Source organism: Pseudomonas sp. DW-iso3 (assembly GCF_058725305.1).
Genome location: NZ_JBZXDZ010000002.1, coordinates 601,386 through 616,051, shown reverse-complemented (window position 1 = coordinate 616,051; position 14,666 = coordinate 601,386). Strand labels below are relative to the sequence as shown.

Here is a 14,666-nt window from a genome sequence, read left to right as displayed (position 1 = left end):
CCCTTGAGTGCCCATTCCCTTCCAACCCTTACCCGTCCTTTTGGCGCGTGTCCCTTTGTGCGGCAATCGGAATATCGATACTGCTAGGCGTCGTTTTGTTGGGGCTAGTACGGCAAAGACAAGAGTCGGTACACTGCGGTGCATATTTTTTGGGTCTTGCCATGAACCTCACTGACGCCACGCTCGTGCTGCTGCTCGCGGCACGTATCCATGGGACAGACGAAGCCGTCAGAGCCTCGGCGAAGAGCCTGGTCAAGAAGTTGCCGCGCAGTAAGCGTGATCTGATCTACAAGGTAATCGATAGCCGTAGTCCGCTCGAACTGGTGGATTTTCTGGCGCAGAACCTTGATTCGGAATGACAGGCAGCGGTTGTGCGCCCATCCCTGACCCATTGCCTCAGAGTCCCGCGACATGGGTTTTCTGGGCGCAGAAAAAAGGGCCCAAATCGCGTTGGGCCCTGTGATGCGATTGAAATGGTGAGTTAACGATCAAACTCCATCGTTCATGCATCGTGAGTCATCCATTACCACCTGCTTCAGTTGCTGCTCCAGGTTGAATACATACTCCGAGGCGCTTCGGGCCTGACCACTGGCGCGAAAGATCGCGCGTTTGTCAGCCTGGAGTAGGCCTAGCCAGGAGTCGATGTAGCCCTCGTGGCGCAGCTCGCCCTGGATACCGGCGTAGGCACATAAAAAAGCAGCGCCCATCTCGGCGACCAACTCCTCAAACGCGTAGCCTGGCGAGCCGAACGTACAGGCTGACGTCAGGCCTTCGCGCTGCAACCGAGCTTGATGCCCGGTCCAGTGCGTCAGCTCATGCAGTGCCGTGGCGTAGTACCCGCCTTCATCTTGAAATTGTGCTTTTGTCGGCAGTTGGATGAAATCCCTGATCGGATGGTAAAAGGCTTCGTCGGCAGGTCGATGAACGATGCGTGCACCTGAACTTAACAGCAGGTTTTCCGCGGCGCTGTTGGGCTGGAAGGGATCAGTCTGTTCCGTTTCGAGCAGGGTTTCATTTAGCATTTCGAGCCCCTCCGTTTGCTCGATGTTGAACAGAAAATGCGTCCTGAGAATGCCGAAGTAAGCGACCTTGGGCTGACCATTTTCGTCGAGTACGGGGAGACCTGACTCTGTCTGTTCCTCGCGCTCCATCGGCTTGTAGAGTACTGCCAGAGTGCTGTGCTCACCCTTACGGATGTGCCCCCCGGCCTTTTTGGCCTGGTTGAACGTCAGCCAACGGTCTTGAGTGAACCCCTGCAACCTGGCCTCGGCCCAGAGCAGCGGTAAATTGATGCCCGAGTAGGGACGACGCGTGATTGCGTTGATGGGATAGGGTTGATGACGGATGTAGGCGGAGCCATTTGAAGACCAGGGTTTGATCCAGGGAGCAACGCCTTGGTCTAACGCGGTAACGATCTTGTCTGTCACGTCTTGGTAGATATCGCGCATGGCAATTTCCTCGAGAGAAAAACGGAGGAACGCCTTGCCCGTCGGGGAGGGTTCCCCGATTGGGTGATTGGTGGATTGGTGCAGGTCTTGCCTGCTGTCCAAATGTGGATTTGAGAGCCGGGTACGGTTATCTGCGTTTAGCGTTGGCCTCTTCTGCAAGCGCTATCAGCAAGGCGCCAGGCTGACCCGGTTCTTGGAGTAGGCTGAGACTCAATTGCAGCAATGGATCGTGGTGTAAGTGAGCTGTTGGTTGAATGTGGACTACCTCGAACAGTACATAGGGCTCGTGTGGAGAGACCAGGTGAGCCTCGAAGGCTGCGCGCAATACGTGGCTCAGCCGTTCGACCTGCAGCTTCTCAGGATGACCTGAGCGCTCGAGCAGTACTGCGCGTTGCCACGCGCCAGGGGTGAACACGATAGGCAACCGAAGGGTGTTCAGTGTTTCCGGTGTCAGTGAGTCGGGCATGGTATGTCTCCGTTGAAAACGCGAAGAAACCTGTCCCGTGCGAGGAAAGATTTCCCCGCAGTGGATTGAAGAAAATCAAGAGGGCTTACTTCACGAGCAGAGCTCGAAAGGCGCTCAGAAGAGCAATAGGCGTTCATCACCGTAGAAACGGTCACCGTGCGAACTACCGAACGCTAATCGCACTTGGGGAGAACCATCACCGAAGTGATGTAGCCTTGAAGGTTCTGGCTACCTGGGCAGGGCGCTGTCGATAACAGCGATCCGTACCTTGTATTTAGCCGGACGATTTATATGGGTCAATCACTGTAGAGACGCTGTTTCAAGGGGTTTGTCTTCTGTCTTCCAGTGAAGATTTTTCGGCTGGGCAAACTGATAAACGGTCAGGCACGGGCCGTTTTCAGTAGTAGGCTGTTACTCCTGTCTCAACCATGAAAACGCTCAGAAGAGGGCGAGACCATGCCGACTCAGAACCCTGTTCAGAGTTCACGTGCCCACCGCTGGGCATATACCTGTGGCATGTCGATAAAGCGCGGGTATCGCAAGTTGAAAGCGTTTGAGTCCCGCGTGGCTGAGCGTGCGGAGACGGTAGGTATGCCCGCAGGTAAATTTCTTGTTCGCGGGAGTTTTCTGACTGCCAAGTTGGCTCTGCTCGGCGCATTTCTTTTTGTTAGCTTCTGGTTGTTTGTGCTGATGTGCACAATCGTCGTATTAGCAGTTATCCCAATTCAAGATTCAGACACTCCAGGTATTGACGATCTCGATGATCCGATGCATAGGATGTCTTGGCCTGAGCGGTACGATAAATGGGGTTCTCTGAAGTAGCCTCTTTGTTATTTTGAGCTCGATTTACCTGAAACAATTCTTGCACCGCTTATCAACTGAGAGGTTCCGTTAGAGCTTGCTGTCTGTGCTGCGTGGGTTCCCCTGCTGAGCATTCCTTCTACGCCTGAACCTACGCTATATCCGGCCCAACCCATGGTGGCTAGAAAAACCATCGGCAGCACGATGAACATCGCCCCCATCACGTACTCGATCACCTGCGCGGTGACCGTCCCATCCATAAAGCCGGATGTGGGCAGCGACAACAGCACCTGATCGGACGCCGACACTTGGTTGTACAAGGAATCGAGCATGCTGGAGTCGACCCACCGCGCCAGCTCCCACCAGAAGCTCAACATGTGCAGCGTGAATAGCGCGAACGTCACCGTCATGACAGTTTTCAATTGGTAGGTACTGACCAGCAGAATCAGCGGCAAGCTGATGATGACGCCCATGATCAGGAAAGCCTGCACCATCGGCAGGGCGGCGCGTAGCGCATTCATTGCCGGAAAATTACTGAAGGAACCCAGTGCCAATCCGGTGTTGGTCGCCAGGTTATTGAGCCCCTGATTGATCGAGCCGCCGCGGGCGCTGGAGCCATAGTCCTGGTACACCTGTCCGGGCGACATGGACATCGATTGCTGGCGCGGGCTGACCAGCTCGCGCAGGGTGGCATCCTCGATCTCGTTGCTCGAACGGCCAGTCAACCAACCTTTCAACTGATTCAGCAGCGAAGGATCGACCTGCTGGATCAAGCGCTCGCGCAACCCAACACCGCTATCACTCCACCACTGCTTGCAGGTGGGGTAGCCCGCACCATTTTCTAGTCGAGGCAAGGAGACATCGCGGCTTTCGTCATACGGCCAGCTGACTCGCGGTGTGCGTGAGCGATCCGTGTCGTAGTAGCCCGGTGTGTCGAGAAAATAGCTTGAGCCGATCCAGGACGCGTCGTGACTTTGTGCTTTGTCTAACTGCGGGCGATTGGTGAACAGCCGGGAACGCGAGTAGCCATAACAGTCGCGAGTGAAGTCGGCGACTTCTTGCAGCAGTACCTGGCTGTCGATGCGTGAACTGTCGATCTCCATGCGCATCTGCCGGATATCCGGTGCGCAGGGGATGGAGGCGGTGGCCGCGGCGGTCACACCTTTACTCAAGGCATGCACCAGAAACCACCAGATCGGCACGTTGGCAGAGCGTTCGCCGATGGTATTGAAAGTGGTCCCCCAGGCGGTTTCTGCTGGCTTAGCCACACTCACACCGCAGCGCTGACTCGCGGCATCATCGAACGCCATTGAGGCGAGGCTCAACGGAAAGACCGGCGCGCAACCGAACAATACGACGATGTAGGCCAGCCACAACCGGTTCTCGATCCGCGGCACCGAGAGCAATCCCTTGTTTCCCTCATCCGCGCCTTGCTGACGGGCTGCCAGCCATTCCTGCAAGACTATTGCGCCAAAGGGCGCGGCGAATAGCCCGGTGTCGGACAGGACACTCCAGAGGCCGTTGTTGATGATCCAGGCCAGCAGAGAGAGGTAAAACTCCAGGTAGCTGTTGGTGCTCATGAGCATGGTGGTGACCTCACAGTCGGGTGAGTTCGACGCAGGTAAAGAGCACGAGCCCTAACGCTCCAATGCGTTTCACACGCAGTCGATGCTGTGGTCGATGTCGGTAGCGCCGAAGCAGATCCCACTAGAGCGCAAAGAGGGCGGCGTAGAGCAGGGCGCGCCACCACCGCAGATAAGGTCGTGCCGATTCGAATGCCTGCTGCCAGCCCTCGAAACTACCCAGCGCAGTGCGGCCGATCCAGGCGACCAGTGCGGCGGTCAGGATCATCACCGCGGCAATCCCCAGACCTGAAAGCAGAGTGAATAGCGGTGAGCGTTTCATGGCTCACTTGCGCCTAGCGTCAGCATCATTGAGTCGGCCCGGCTCAGGGTCGCCTTGCTCGACGGTACGCGAAGCATCGGCACCACCCGCATGTCGATCGAGCACCAGGCTGGCGGTATTGGTTGCGAGCATCTGTCGGACCTGCAGCTCGGTTTGTAGCAGACGTATTTCGCGCTCCAGGGCGTCGATATTTTTCGTCAAGGCTGTCTGGGCCGGCTCGGCTGAAGCGATGTTCGGTTCGTGACTGCCTGCCAGCAGGGTGCGTAGTAGCAGGAGCGCCTTATCGAGTACGCTGGACAGGGCCGTCTCGCTGGCCAGGCGTCGCGCCAGCAGATCCTGGTCGGGATCGTCGCGCAAGGCTTCGATCACGCCACGGGTCACTGGAAGTATTGGGCTTGAGGCTTTAGCCAGATTGTCAGGGGTAGGCGACAGTGAACCGGACAGCAGCCCTTGCAGGGCCTTGAGGCGTTCGCTGTAGGCCTCCTGGATCAGCGGCGTCAATCCGCTGCCAGCGGTCGTACGCAGGGTTTCGCAGCTGTCGCAGGTCGCGACTTCGCTCTCGCCCAACACCCGAACGGCCCATTCGGATTCCTCCTGGGGCGAAGCCCAGGTCTGGCAAATGGCTCCACCCAAACAGTCGCTGCTACTGATCGACGTACTGTCAGCCACCGTCCGGTTATGCAGCAAGTTGTAGCCCGCGCGCACTACGTCGGAGGTCACCCGAATGGGTGTCTGCCCATTCCCACCAGCCTTCGAACCTCCGACCCAGGACACCCCATTGTTGCCGTTTTGGGACTCGGTATTTTTCACCGTGGCCACTGCGTCACCACCGGTTTGCTCTAGATTACTCTGCATCTCCTGGTTCTTGGCCAGCGCACCCCAGCCGGCTTGACCGACCTTGTCCGCCATCTTTTCGGCCATGGCCTGGCAGGTCAGCTTGGAGCGGTCGAAGTCGATACGTCCCTGCATCACCCCGTTGCTCAACAACTCATAGAGGCCGGGGTTGGCGCGCTGGATGATCAACGCTGGCAGCGACATCACGGCTTGGGTCGCGTTCTGCACGATGCTGCCCATGATCTGCTGGAAACCTTCAGTGACGCCGTTCAGCTGGTTTTGAAGGGTGTTGGTGAGGCTCATGTTTCCGCACATCATGTTCGCTCGCCAGGACCCGCCGACACCGAGACCACTGGGTCGGTAGAGCGAACTCGGTGAGCCGACTGCCGAGCCGCCACCGATGGTGTACATCACTCGGTCGTCGAGCACTTCGCCTTGAGTGCCCAGGCGGTAATCGCCTTCGGCGGCGTGAGCATGCGTGGCAATGGTGAGCAGTCCGTAGAGCAACAGATTCATCACGCCTAACCATGGTCGCGCGAGAAGCCGACTCATGATGCACCGCCTTCAAAGTCGATGCTGAACAGAAAGGTCTGTCCTTCACGTTTGCAGCAGCTATAGGGGCGCCACAACGACCAGGCGTAGCCGCCATCCGTGCTCTGTACCGGATCGCTGGGGAAGATGGCGCAGGTGGGCTGAACCTGAGGGTAGAGCAATTGCCATTTGTGGGTGGAAGCGTCGTTTTCAACGATCGGGCCAGGCGGCCAGTAGCCGTCGCGTTTGGCGGGCGTGAGTGGTACGTACACATGCGGCTGCCCGTTGCGGGTAATCACATCGCCGGCCCGTTGCGCCATGACTGCGGCCGCCTTGAAGTCGTCGGGCTGTACCAGAAAACCCTGCCGGGGATAAACGTTGCCCCACATGTTTCCCGAGGCCTGCTGACCGATTTCACGGATCCCTGGCATGAGCGACTCGGGGTAAAGGCTTTCGGGTATGCCATGGCGCCAGGCCAGCGAGTCCAGGGTGCTCAGGTAGTAGGGCATGAACGTAGTAGCGCCGCTGGCGCAGGCGTAACCGGATTGCGAGGCCAGTTGCGTGGCGGCCCAGCCACCGGGGTGGCCGATGCCATCGACGTTCTTGAAACGGGGCAGGTTGTTGCGCTGGGTGTTCGGCGTGATCAGGTTGCCGCCACCTTCCGCACCGCTGATGGGAGAGGAGAGGGAGGCCATCTCGGTCCATGGGTTATTGCCGGTGGTGGCGTAGCTCGAGACAACGAGTTCAGGAATGAAATGACGCACCTTGGTCGAGGTTTTGACTGTGCAGCCGAAGGGCGTGCAGAGCAGCCAGTAACAAATGCCGACGACCCTGTAGGCGAGGCAATTTGGCGACAACACCGAGGACGTGATGCTGCCGGTATCCAGCGCCATGCTTGGGCCGGATGCCAGCAGAATGCTCAGCGCCAAAGGTCGTAGCTTTTGAAGCGCAATTGACGGGCATACGACAGGCATGATCCAGGCTCTTTGGGCTAATGGCCTGGACACGTTCAATGATTAAACGTACACCGTCAGTGATAAAGCTGAAGCTGGCGTTGTCGATTTACAAGGATTTGCAGGGCGACGAGGTGGCTATTCGATGCTCAGCGCACGGCGAAGGGCGTCTGGCTCGGTGAGTAGCTGAGCCGTTGTGATTTCGAGAATATTGGCGAGTTTGCATAGGACCATCAGCGACGGATTGCCCGTGCATCGTTCGATTTGACTGACGTAGGTACGATCGACCTCGGCCATGAGCGCCAACTGCTCTTGGGTAAGGTTCTTTATACGTCGCATCAAGCGGATGTTTTCCGCCAGTTGCAGACGCAGCTGTTCGTAGTCTTGAGTCATGCGCGCAAATTGCGCCTTGAGGGACTCTCAATCCACGGGATATAGTCTACATTGGTATTGATCTAGGGCATTTGGTGCCGAACGTTCATTTTGTTTCGTTATTTCCAGGCTGAGTCCAGCGTCTAACAATAAAATCAGACATCTAGGTGTGTATGGACGAAAACTACATTTCAATTCCTGCGGCGGATGGTTGCCCAAGTCTTCTGACACCTTGGGGCAACGAATTTGCTCCGATGATCGAACGTGGCGTGCAATGCGCCCAGGCTTGGCTTGATACGTCCGGTGAAATTCCCCTGTGGTGGGAGCTGGCGCAAACACGCAAGACGTTTCCTATTGGTGACTGCCAAGATGCTTTTGAAGCCGGATTCCTGTTGAGGATTCAGCAGCGGCTTCGAGGCGCATCACAATAACCGGTCGCTCGCTTTAGAGCGCGATAGCTGAATAGATTTCCCTATGCGGGTTCTATGCCTCGCGCTCTATCGATCCGTTCAGCTACCCGGTAAGCGGCTTCCAATTCTGAGCAGCCATTCTCTTGCATAAGTGTCCAGCGCTCGGCTTTTTCCTCGGGCTCCGTCATGGCCAGGGCGAGATAAAGACTTGGCGGCACGGCCCGAAACAGCGTTTCGAGATTTTTCGACAGCACGACCCCCTCGGTGTATTTGCCCGGCTCCTTGCTGGCGGAGAGCAACAAGGCTTTCTGTGCCGGTGTGAGCTTCTTGAACCGTGCGATCTCCTCAATTTCCGCGGGCGGCATGTTCAAACAAATCCACCACTCGATCATGTTGAGCATGGTTTGCGCAGCCGTGGGAAAGTCGGCAAGGTTCTGCGTCGCCAGCCAGAACCAGGCGCCAAGCTTGCGCCACATCTTCGTTCCCTTGACCACGAACGGCGCCAGCAACGGGTTCTTGGTGATGATATGACCCTCGTCGGTGATCATGATGATCGGTTGGCCCAGGTACTGATCGCGCTCGGCGAGATTGTTCACGGTGTTCATCAGGCTGATGTAGCTGATGGACATCTGCGCCTCGTAGCCTTCGCGAGCGTAAGTGGCGAGATCGACAATGGTCACATCGCTCTCGGGCCAAGGCGTGCCCTCGCGATCGAACAGTTCACCCTCGAAACCTTGGCAGAACAGGTCGATGGACTCACCCATTTCCTGGGCACGCTCGCGCCGCTTTTCCGGCAAGTGTGTGTCCGCGGCGACGCGCAGCAAGGCGTCGCGCACATTGCGGGTCAGTACCTGGCGGCACGCCGCGACACACGTTTGCGCCGCATCCAGAATGCACTCGCGGATCAAGCTGCGATCGGCTCGACTCAGGCGCGCCTCTTCCTTGGCCTCGCCGCCGGTGATCATCAGGCGGGCGGTGATTTCCAGTTCGCCAAGCACATCGCGCTGGTCTTCGCGACTGGTTACCACCTCATCGTCCAGCTCATCGATCGACAGACTCGCGACCTGATCCGGCTGCTCGACAAGGCGCCAAGCATCGGCGAACGGGGCGAGACTGACCGAGGCGCCAGGTTTCAATTGGACCTTGTTGACCGACAGGCCCTGTGTCGCGAAGTAATCGCCCTGCAAGCCGAATGAGTTGCCGGCCTCGACGATAAACAGGCGAGGGCGGTACACCGCCATGACCTGCATCAGCAGGGTGACCAGAGTGGCCGACTTGCCGGCGCCGGTGGGGCCGAACAACAGCAGATGACCATTCATGGCTCGGTCCAGGCGTGACAACGGATCAAAACTCAACGGCGAGCCACCACGATTGAACAGGGTGATGCCCGGGTGGCCGGTGCCGGTGCTGCGGCCCCACACCGGAACCAGATTCGCCAGGTGCTGGGCAAACATCAGGCGGGTGTACCAGTTGCGCGTGTCGCGGGCCGGGTTGTAAGCCATCGGTAACCAACGCAGGTAACTGTTGCAGGCGGCGACTTCATCGCCTTCGCGTACCGGTTGTAGGCCCGCACCCAATAGTGCGTTAGCCAGGCTGACCGAGCGCTGGTGCAATTGCTGTTCGTCGTGACCGCGCAGGTAGAATGCCAGGGTGCCGCGGTACAGCTTGTGCTGGCGACCGATGATTGCACGAGCCTCTTCAACATCTTGGCGGATCTGGGTCGAGGCCAGGTTTTCACCGATGGCTTTGCGCGCCAGGCGGTTCAATTGATCCTCAAGTACATCCTGCGGTTTGACCACCAAGGTTAGACTCATGACTGTACCTTCGGGTAACTGGTCGAACAGTGCATTCACCGCGTCGCCCTTGCGGGTTTCGCCGGTGAGTTGACCAATCAAGGGCGCCCGGCGCAGCTTGTCCACCACCATGACCCGATGGGGTTGATCATCGAAAAACCAGAATCCGTGCTGCACATCCGAACGCGGTTCATTGAAGAACAGCCGCTCGGCGAAGTCATGGTCGAAGGGCAGTTCCAGCGACTCACCGTCGCCCGACTCCGGAGAGGTTACGCGGCGGTAGAACTCCTCGGGCGATTCATCGGTGAGCCTGGGGGCTGGATTGAACCAAGGCAGCAACCAGTCATACAAACCTCGGCCATCGACTCGCGTCGATTGCACCCCACACGCTTGCAACGAAGCAGCGATACGTTCGCAAGCCTGTTGCAGGGATTGCACCGAGGTAAGTCCCGTCTCCTCAGCGTCAGACTCAAGCCAGCGATAGACCACCAGGCGCCCCCGTCGGTTATTGCCGCGCCAAGGCAGGCGCGTCACCACCTTATCCTCAAACAGGCCGCCAGGCTTGGCGATGGCCTGCAGATGGCGGCGGCTGAGCTGCAAATACGCCTCGGTGAAGACCGTGCCTCGCGCGCTGTCGTGAATATAATCGGTGAGCCGGGATAGGTAGGGGGTGAAGTCGTTGTCGTCCTGGCAGAAAAACTGCGCCACCCAAGGCGCTTGATCCAACTCATCAAAGCTGTCCTGCAGGGCATCCTCAAGGGCATCGCGGGCCGCCATCAGCCAATCGGGTTCGCGCCCTTCGGTGCCGATGGGCAGCAACTCGAACACCGCGCCCACTGAGCGATTGTCATCCAGCAGAAAACACTGCTCGCTGTCGAGGTACTCGACCCAAGGCAGGTGATCGGTGAAGCTGGGGTTGTGCGCATACAGTGCGGCTTCATCGGCCAAGGTCGCGCGCGGGCGTAATGGGTGGCGCCAGGCTTTCCATGCGGCAGTGCGGTTGCCCGAATCGCCGGTACGCACTACAAGTCTTCCTGACGTTCACCCGGCAATGCGTACTGCACCCGTTGGTAGAACGGAAAGACGGTCGAGTACCCCGGAACCGGTGCCTGCTCGGTGCCACTTAAATGCGGATACACGTACAGCACCAGATCGGGATTGGGCAGGCGCGGGAACAGGTTGCGGATCTCGTTCGCCGCTGTGCGCGTGTAGGGTTCCTGGATAGCCGCGGAGGCATCTGCCTGAGCCAGCGGGCGGCGTAACTGCTGCCGAGCCTCCAGCAGTTGCTGCTGAGTGCCTTGCGAACCAGCACCGTTCCAGATGTCCAGCATGGTTTGCTCGCCATGGGGCAGCAGCGTGTCCTTGTCGGTGGAGCACCCCGCCAGACCCCAGCAGAGCAAACTAATCCAGGTCAGGCAGAGAAGCTTGGTCTTTTTCATGGCGAACGCTCCGGCCCTTGGGCTCATAATCGATGGTGATCTCATGGTCGAGGTGCAGGGCGACCTGTGCGGCGGGTGGCACGTACACGGCCGCAAAGGCCTCGCCATACAGTTTGTTGACCCACTCGCGGATGTCGCTGACCCCACCACTGAGGATTGAATTCAGTGCGCTGTTGCCCGTGCTGTTGGTCACCCCGAGGGTACTGCCACCCGAACTGATCACGCTGCTGTTGTTCTGTTCATCCCCGAGCAGAGCGGCGACCCCCGCGCCGGCGGCAGTGATCAGGCTCTGGCTGCCGAGGTACTGCTGGGCGTTCGAGCGGCGCTCGCCGGCAATGCACGGGATGCCATACGGATCGGACAGGTAGCCGAGTCCGCCACGGATCTTGTCGGTGTTCGAGCCCTGGGTGGTGGAGGCATTACGGCTGGCGACCGCTTTCGGCTGAGGCACGGTGCGGATGGTGCCATCGGTAAACACAAAGGTGATTGACTCGACCTGTCCGCGTACGCAAGACAGGGTCCAGTCACCGGACGCCGTGCCGCTCATCACGGCCCCCGCGACGTCCGGCAGGTCGATGCCGTTGGCCGTGAGGTTCTCCGGACCGACCAGCACCTTGAAGGGATAAGGGTCATTCACGGTGCCGTCCACCGGGACGCGGCCGATCAGCGCAGTCATGGCGACCGAGCCCATCAGCGTGGCGTTTTCGGGAATGGTGTAGACCGACTTCGCACCTTCGGTACGCTCAGCGGATCGCGTCAGGTCACGCTCCCCCTGGGTGGCTGCACGTAGCTGTTTCTGGCTGCGATCAATAGCGTTATCGTTCAAGCCTTCCAGTGAGTTAAAGGCAGTAGGCAAACTCAGGGCGGAGGTCTTGGTTTTGCCTCGGGCGTCGGTGGACGGAGCATCCGAGGGCTCAATCCACTGCATCGCCTCATTGGCAGAATGCTGCCCTTCGAACTGAGCCCCGTCGCCCGGCTCAAGCCCCAATCCGATTGGCATATCCTTGCCTTTGCCGGTCAGCCCCGACAACTGGTCCTGCAATTGCGTCAGCAGACCGCGAGCCTGACGACTGTCTTGTTCCGCTTTGAGCCGGGCCTCGTTGGCTTGTCGGCGGCCTTCGTCGACCTGCTGGGTCACGCTGCCAAGCGCGGTCTGGATACGCGAATCGACACTGTTTTCCCGCTCACGCAGGCGGTTGTTCTCTGTCTGCAGCGAATCGTTGTGTTTCTTCAAACCGAGCATGTCGCTGCGCATGGCCTTCACCTGGCCGACCAGGGTAGCGACCGTGTCGCGTGGGGTATCGCCCGCAATGCCGAGCGACTTGGCTTGCTCGGCGGATAATTGAATATTGCCCTGATCAACTGGGTGCTCTGGAGAAGGTGTGCTGCCACCCGGGACCCAGGTTTTCAGGATGATCAGCACCACGCCCAGCAGCGCAGCCGGTACCAGCCATTTGAGCAAGGCGTTAGCTTTCATCGTCAGCACCTCGCGCAACGGGCCGGAGCAGCACGGCTTGCTCGAGGCCGGCACCGCGGGTGACAAGGTAGGCGATCGTGGTGTCTTCAGCGCTGCCGACAAGCCCGAGGAAAGCATGCTGGAAGGCCGCGGCGAACAGCTTGGCCTGAAGTCGACGTGGATCGAGTTGCACCGTCTTTGAACCACGATTGCGCACTTTCACCGCCGTCACCCAGTAATCACCGAGTCGCCAGACGGCGATGGGTGTGCTGGACACGTTTTCGGTCGGCAGCAGGGTTGGCAGTTCGGTGCGCAGCTTGAGCGGGACGCGGCGTACACCGGGCAGGGATTCTACGGTGCGCAGCGGCGCGTACAGGCTCTGTGCGGCATAGCGCGTCAACGCGACCGGGATCGGCGTGCGTTCTGAAACAGGGGCGGTGCTGGTTTCAGCCTCCGTAGCCTGCACCGGAGCATTCTTGAGAATACGCACCGGCTCCAGCGGTTGATCGCCGGGCGTGGTCGCGATATCCAGCAGGATGATCTCACCCGTCGCGACTGATTGCAGTTGCAGTCGGGTCGGGGCAATGGTTTCCGACGCGCGCAGGTACAGCGTGCCGCCGGCTGATTGAATGCGCAGCTTGCCCGTCAGGGTTGAGGGCACCCCAACTCGAACATCCTCATCGACAAAGATCACCCGCTCCTGATTGATCACCAGCGGAACCGCCAGGGGGAGGCGTTCCCAGTGCATCAACTCGACGGCCTGCGCCGCAGCTCCCCATAATATGAGCATGACGGTCAATCCCAGGCTAGAATTCCGCTTCATGGTTCACCTCCAGGCAGGGAGATTTTTTGTGGGGTGCCCTGATAACAATCCAGCGCCAGCCCCCACTTGTTGCGCTCGGGATCCAGATCAAAACGCACCACGCGTAATGGATAACGCACCACCACCCGTTTCACCGGTTCGGCGGCGTAATACTCATCGGCGTTGAGGTCGAGCGTGACCAGCCAGCTGTCGCGGTCGAGTTGCTTGACCCTGAGCTCTGGATCTTCGCTGTAGCCTCGGCCCAGAATTTCGTAGACGCCACGCACCCGCTGGCGCAGTTCGCCGGCGGCCTTGCGGTACTCATAATCACCGTCGAGGAAGGCATTGCAGCCGGGTGTCAGGTAGGACTGCAAGCCATAGATGGCGCGACGATAATCCTGCTCGCCATCCGAGGGCCAGCGGTTGAGCTGGCCAAAGATGTACAGGGCAAAGGCATAGACATTCTCCGAGGGGATATCCCACCACTTGCGCGTGCTGCCCGAGCGCAGATCCGGGGGGACATGCACGGTCAGATCGGTCGGTGCCGAGCGCCAGCCATACCAGAGTCCGATACAGAGCAGGGCGAGGATCACTACCGCCAGACGCAGGCTGAAGATATGGGCCTGTTGGGCATCCACCTTGTTCCGAAAACGACTCATGGTTGCCACCGGGACAGGGCGGGGCGCAGTCGACGCGAACGGCGAACCGTCCAGGCACCGGAATGGAGAATCAAACTGCCGCGCCCTAGGCGCCAACGGCTAGCCAGTATCCATTCAAGCTTGCGGTACAACCAGGTCTCGGGGCGGGCCCGTTTGGCCCGACGCAGTAGCGTGCCACCGGCCAATAGCACCATCGCCATACCCGCGATCATGCTGGTCGGCGCCACGGCAATGGAAGCGGTGGCGATCGCCAGCGGCACGCCCAGCAGCAGGCCAATGACGGCGCCGCTACCGAGCGCCACCCACATCTCATCATTGGTCAACCCACGCAACACGGCGGGATCACGATTGAGTCGCTCCGGCAGAAAGACCAAGGTGCCGTCGGCAAGACGTTCGATAGTATCGTTCATGCCAACCTCACAAAATCGCGGCGGCCTTGGTCAGGAACCAGATAATAATCACCACCAACAGAGCACCGATACCGACCACCGCACCTAAGTCTTTCCAGGTCTTGCGTTGGTTCTGCACGTCGGCATAGACAGTCAGGGAATGCCAGGCCACACCGAGAAAAGCGAGTAGGGCGATTAGCAGACCGAGCAAGATGCCGCCGTCGTAGGCGTAGTTTTTGATCGTCTCGATCAATCCGGATCCTTCACCGCGCGAAGGGGCTTCCATGGTGGGGAGTTCGGCGAAAGCTAGGCTTGGGCCGAGTACCAGCAGCAGACCGATCAAGCGTTGGCTGGCACGATCTCGCAGATTGTTTTTCAGAGGGGCAAAGCACTTGAGCATGGTGGCGA

Annotated in this window: 16 protein-coding genes and 1 pseudogene; 3 read left to right on the top strand and 14 right to left on the bottom strand. The window is 59.1% G+C overall.

Features of this window, described 5'->3' with window-relative positions:
- The first annotated feature begins 161 nt into the window (after nucleotides 1-161).
- Nucleotides 162-359: a DUF7740 domain-containing protein gene (locus tag AC4PS7_RS08625; protein WP_061449399.1), complete on the top strand. Its 198-nt coding sequence runs from the start codon at nucleotides 162-164 to the stop codon at nucleotides 357-359.
- Between the two features lie 129 nt (nucleotides 360-488).
- On the opposite strand, the gene AC4PS7_RS08620 is transcribed toward AC4PS7_RS08625, so the two are convergent.
- Together AC4PS7_RS08620 and AC4PS7_RS08615 are read right to left on the bottom strand one after the other, a co-directional pair.
- On the bottom strand, nucleotides 489-1,448 hold the full coding sequence (locus tag AC4PS7_RS08620; RefSeq protein WP_492179316.1) for an ArdC family protein: 960 nt from the start codon (nucleotides 1,446-1,448) through the stop codon (nucleotides 489-491).
- Nucleotides 1,449-1,575: 127 nt separating this feature from the next.
- A complete protein-coding gene (locus tag AC4PS7_RS08615) occupies nucleotides 1,576-1,914 on the bottom strand; it encodes a hypothetical protein (RefSeq protein WP_492179315.1) in 339 nt (112 codons plus the stop codon).
- Between the two features lie 456 nt (nucleotides 1,915-2,370).
- Between AC4PS7_RS08615 and AC4PS7_RS08610 the strand changes: the two genes are divergently transcribed.
- On the top strand, nucleotides 2,371-2,736 hold the full coding sequence (locus tag AC4PS7_RS08610; protein ID WP_492179314.1) for a DUF3742 family protein: 366 nt from the start codon (nucleotides 2,371-2,373) through the stop codon (nucleotides 2,734-2,736).
- Nucleotides 2,737-2,744: 8 nt separating this feature from the next.
- Here the strand turns inward: AC4PS7_RS08610 and AC4PS7_RS08605 are convergent, their stop codons facing one another.
- The 5 genes and pseudogenes from AC4PS7_RS08605 to AC4PS7_RS08585 all read right to left on the bottom strand — a co-directional run bounded on the left by AC4PS7_RS08605 (nucleotide 2,745) and on the right by AC4PS7_RS08585 (nucleotide 7,331).
- Nucleotides 2,745-4,301, bottom strand: a complete 1,557-nt coding sequence (locus tag AC4PS7_RS08605) for a conjugal transfer protein TraG N-terminal domain-containing protein (RefSeq protein WP_492179313.1) — start codon at nucleotides 4,299-4,301, stop codon at nucleotides 2,745-2,747.
- Nucleotides 4,302-4,311: 10 nt separating this feature from the next.
- Nucleotides 4,312-4,620: pseudogene (locus AC4PS7_RS08600) on the bottom strand (hypothetical protein).
- 3 nt (nucleotides 4,621-4,623) lie between these two features.
- Nucleotides 4,624-6,006: an integrating conjugative element protein gene (locus AC4PS7_RS08595; protein WP_492179312.1), complete on the bottom strand. Its 1,383-nt coding sequence runs from the start codon at nucleotides 6,004-6,006 to the stop codon at nucleotides 4,624-4,626.
- Complete coding sequence (locus AC4PS7_RS08590; RefSeq protein ID WP_492179311.1) at nucleotides 6,003-6,959, bottom strand: TIGR03756 family integrating conjugative element protein; 957 nt, start codon at nucleotides 6,957-6,959, stop codon at nucleotides 6,003-6,005. The genes AC4PS7_RS08595 and AC4PS7_RS08590 overlap by 4 nt, the downstream gene beginning before the upstream one ends.
- A 117-nt stretch (nucleotides 6,960-7,076) precedes the next feature.
- Nucleotides 7,077-7,331 carry a helix-turn-helix domain-containing protein gene (locus tag AC4PS7_RS08585; protein ID WP_103408630.1) on the bottom strand — a complete coding sequence of 85 codons (255 nt, stop codon included), beginning with the start codon at nucleotides 7,329-7,331 and terminating at the stop codon, nucleotides 7,077-7,079.
- A 152-nt stretch (nucleotides 7,332-7,483) separates the two neighbouring features.
- Between AC4PS7_RS08585 and AC4PS7_RS08580 the strand changes: the two genes are divergently transcribed.
- A complete protein-coding gene (locus AC4PS7_RS08580; RefSeq protein WP_492179310.1) occupies nucleotides 7,484-7,741 on the top strand; it encodes a LasR-specific antiactivator QslA in 258 nt (85 codons plus the stop codon).
- A 41-nt stretch (nucleotides 7,742-7,782) separates the two neighbouring features.
- On the opposite strand, the gene AC4PS7_RS08575 is transcribed toward AC4PS7_RS08580, so the two are convergent.
- From AC4PS7_RS08575 to AC4PS7_RS08545, 7 genes are read right to left on the bottom strand one after another with little or no spacing between them, the layout of a single operon-like run.
- Nucleotides 7,783-10,536, bottom strand: a complete 2,754-nt coding sequence (locus tag AC4PS7_RS08575) for a conjugative transfer ATPase (protein ID WP_492179309.1) — start codon at nucleotides 10,534-10,536, stop codon at nucleotides 7,783-7,785.
- Nucleotides 10,536-10,952, bottom strand: a complete 417-nt coding sequence (locus AC4PS7_RS08570; RefSeq protein ID WP_256453139.1) for a TIGR03751 family conjugal transfer lipoprotein — start codon at nucleotides 10,950-10,952, stop codon at nucleotides 10,536-10,538. The genes AC4PS7_RS08575 and AC4PS7_RS08570 overlap by 1 nt, the downstream gene beginning before the upstream one ends.
- On the bottom strand, nucleotides 10,915-12,429 hold the full coding sequence (locus tag AC4PS7_RS08565) for a TIGR03752 family integrating conjugative element protein (protein ID WP_492179308.1): 1,515 nt from the start codon (nucleotides 12,427-12,429) through the stop codon (nucleotides 10,915-10,917). The genes AC4PS7_RS08570 and AC4PS7_RS08565 overlap by 38 nt, the downstream gene beginning before the upstream one ends.
- Nucleotides 12,419-13,231, bottom strand: a complete 813-nt coding sequence (locus tag AC4PS7_RS08560; RefSeq protein ID WP_492179307.1) for a TIGR03749 family integrating conjugative element protein — start codon at nucleotides 13,229-13,231, stop codon at nucleotides 12,419-12,421. Before AC4PS7_RS08560 ends, AC4PS7_RS08565 begins: the two co-directional genes overlap by 11 nt.
- Complete coding sequence (locus AC4PS7_RS08555) at nucleotides 13,228-13,869, bottom strand: PFL_4703 family integrating conjugative element protein (RefSeq protein WP_492179306.1); 642 nt, start codon at nucleotides 13,867-13,869, stop codon at nucleotides 13,228-13,230. The genes AC4PS7_RS08560 and AC4PS7_RS08555 overlap by 4 nt, the downstream gene beginning before the upstream one ends.
- Entirely contained in the window at nucleotides 13,866-14,279 is a 414-nt protein-coding gene (locus AC4PS7_RS08550; RefSeq protein ID WP_492179305.1) for a TIGR03750 family conjugal transfer protein, read from the bottom strand. The genes AC4PS7_RS08555 and AC4PS7_RS08550 overlap by 4 nt, the downstream gene beginning before the upstream one ends.
- 7 nt (nucleotides 14,280-14,286) lie before the next feature.
- Nucleotides 14,287-14,658, bottom strand: a complete 372-nt coding sequence (locus AC4PS7_RS08545; protein WP_046509162.1) for a TIGR03745 family integrating conjugative element membrane protein — start codon at nucleotides 14,656-14,658, stop codon at nucleotides 14,287-14,289.
- Nucleotides 14,659-14,666 lie beyond the last annotated feature (8 nt).

Coding starts and splice junctions, on each gene's coding strand:
- AC4PS7_RS08585 (WP_103408630.1), bottom strand. CDS start 7,331: ATGACTCAAGACTACGAACAGCTGCGTCTGCAACTGGCGGAAAACATC.
- AC4PS7_RS08545 (WP_046509162.1), bottom strand. CDS start 14,658: ATGCTCAAGTGCTTTGCCCCTCTGAAAAACAATCTGCGAGATCGTGCC.
- AC4PS7_RS08570 (WP_256453139.1), bottom strand. CDS start 10,952: ATGAAAAAGACCAAGCTTCTCTGCCTGACCTGGATTAGTTTGCTCTGC.
- AC4PS7_RS08595 (WP_492179312.1), bottom strand. CDS start 6,006: ATGAGTCGGCTTCTCGCGCGACCATGGTTAGGCGTGATGAATCTGTTG.
- AC4PS7_RS08560 (WP_492179307.1), bottom strand. CDS start 13,231: ATGAAGCGGAATTCTAGCCTGGGATTGACCGTCATGCTCATATTATGG.
- AC4PS7_RS08615 (WP_492179315.1), bottom strand. CDS start 1,914: ATGCCCGACTCACTGACACCGGAAACACTGAACACCCTTCGGTTGCCT.
- AC4PS7_RS08550 (WP_492179305.1), bottom strand. CDS start 14,279: ATGAACGATACTATCGAACGTCTTGCCGACGGCACCTTGGTCTTTCTG.
- AC4PS7_RS08620 (WP_492179316.1), bottom strand. CDS start 1,448: ATGCGCGATATCTACCAAGACGTGACAGACAAGATCGTTACCGCGTTA.
- AC4PS7_RS08625 (WP_061449399.1), top strand. CDS start 162: ATGAACCTCACTGACGCCACGCTCGTGCTGCTGCTCGCGGCACGTATC.
- AC4PS7_RS08590 (WP_492179311.1), bottom strand. CDS start 6,959: ATGCCTGTCGTATGCCCGTCAATTGCGCTTCAAAAGCTACGACCTTTG.
- AC4PS7_RS08610 (WP_492179314.1), top strand. CDS start 2,371: ATGCCGACTCAGAACCCTGTTCAGAGTTCACGTGCCCACCGCTGGGCA.
- AC4PS7_RS08580 (WP_492179310.1), top strand. CDS start 7,484: ATGGACGAAAACTACATTTCAATTCCTGCGGCGGATGGTTGCCCAAGT.
- AC4PS7_RS08565 (WP_492179308.1), bottom strand. CDS start 12,429: ATGAAAGCTAACGCCTTGCTCAAATGGCTGGTACCGGCTGCGCTGCTG.
- AC4PS7_RS08555 (WP_492179306.1), bottom strand. CDS start 13,869: ATGAGTCGTTTTCGGAACAAGGTGGATGCCCAACAGGCCCATATCTTC.
- AC4PS7_RS08605 (WP_492179313.1), bottom strand. CDS start 4,301: ATGCTCATGAGCACCAACAGCTACCTGGAGTTTTACCTCTCTCTGCTG.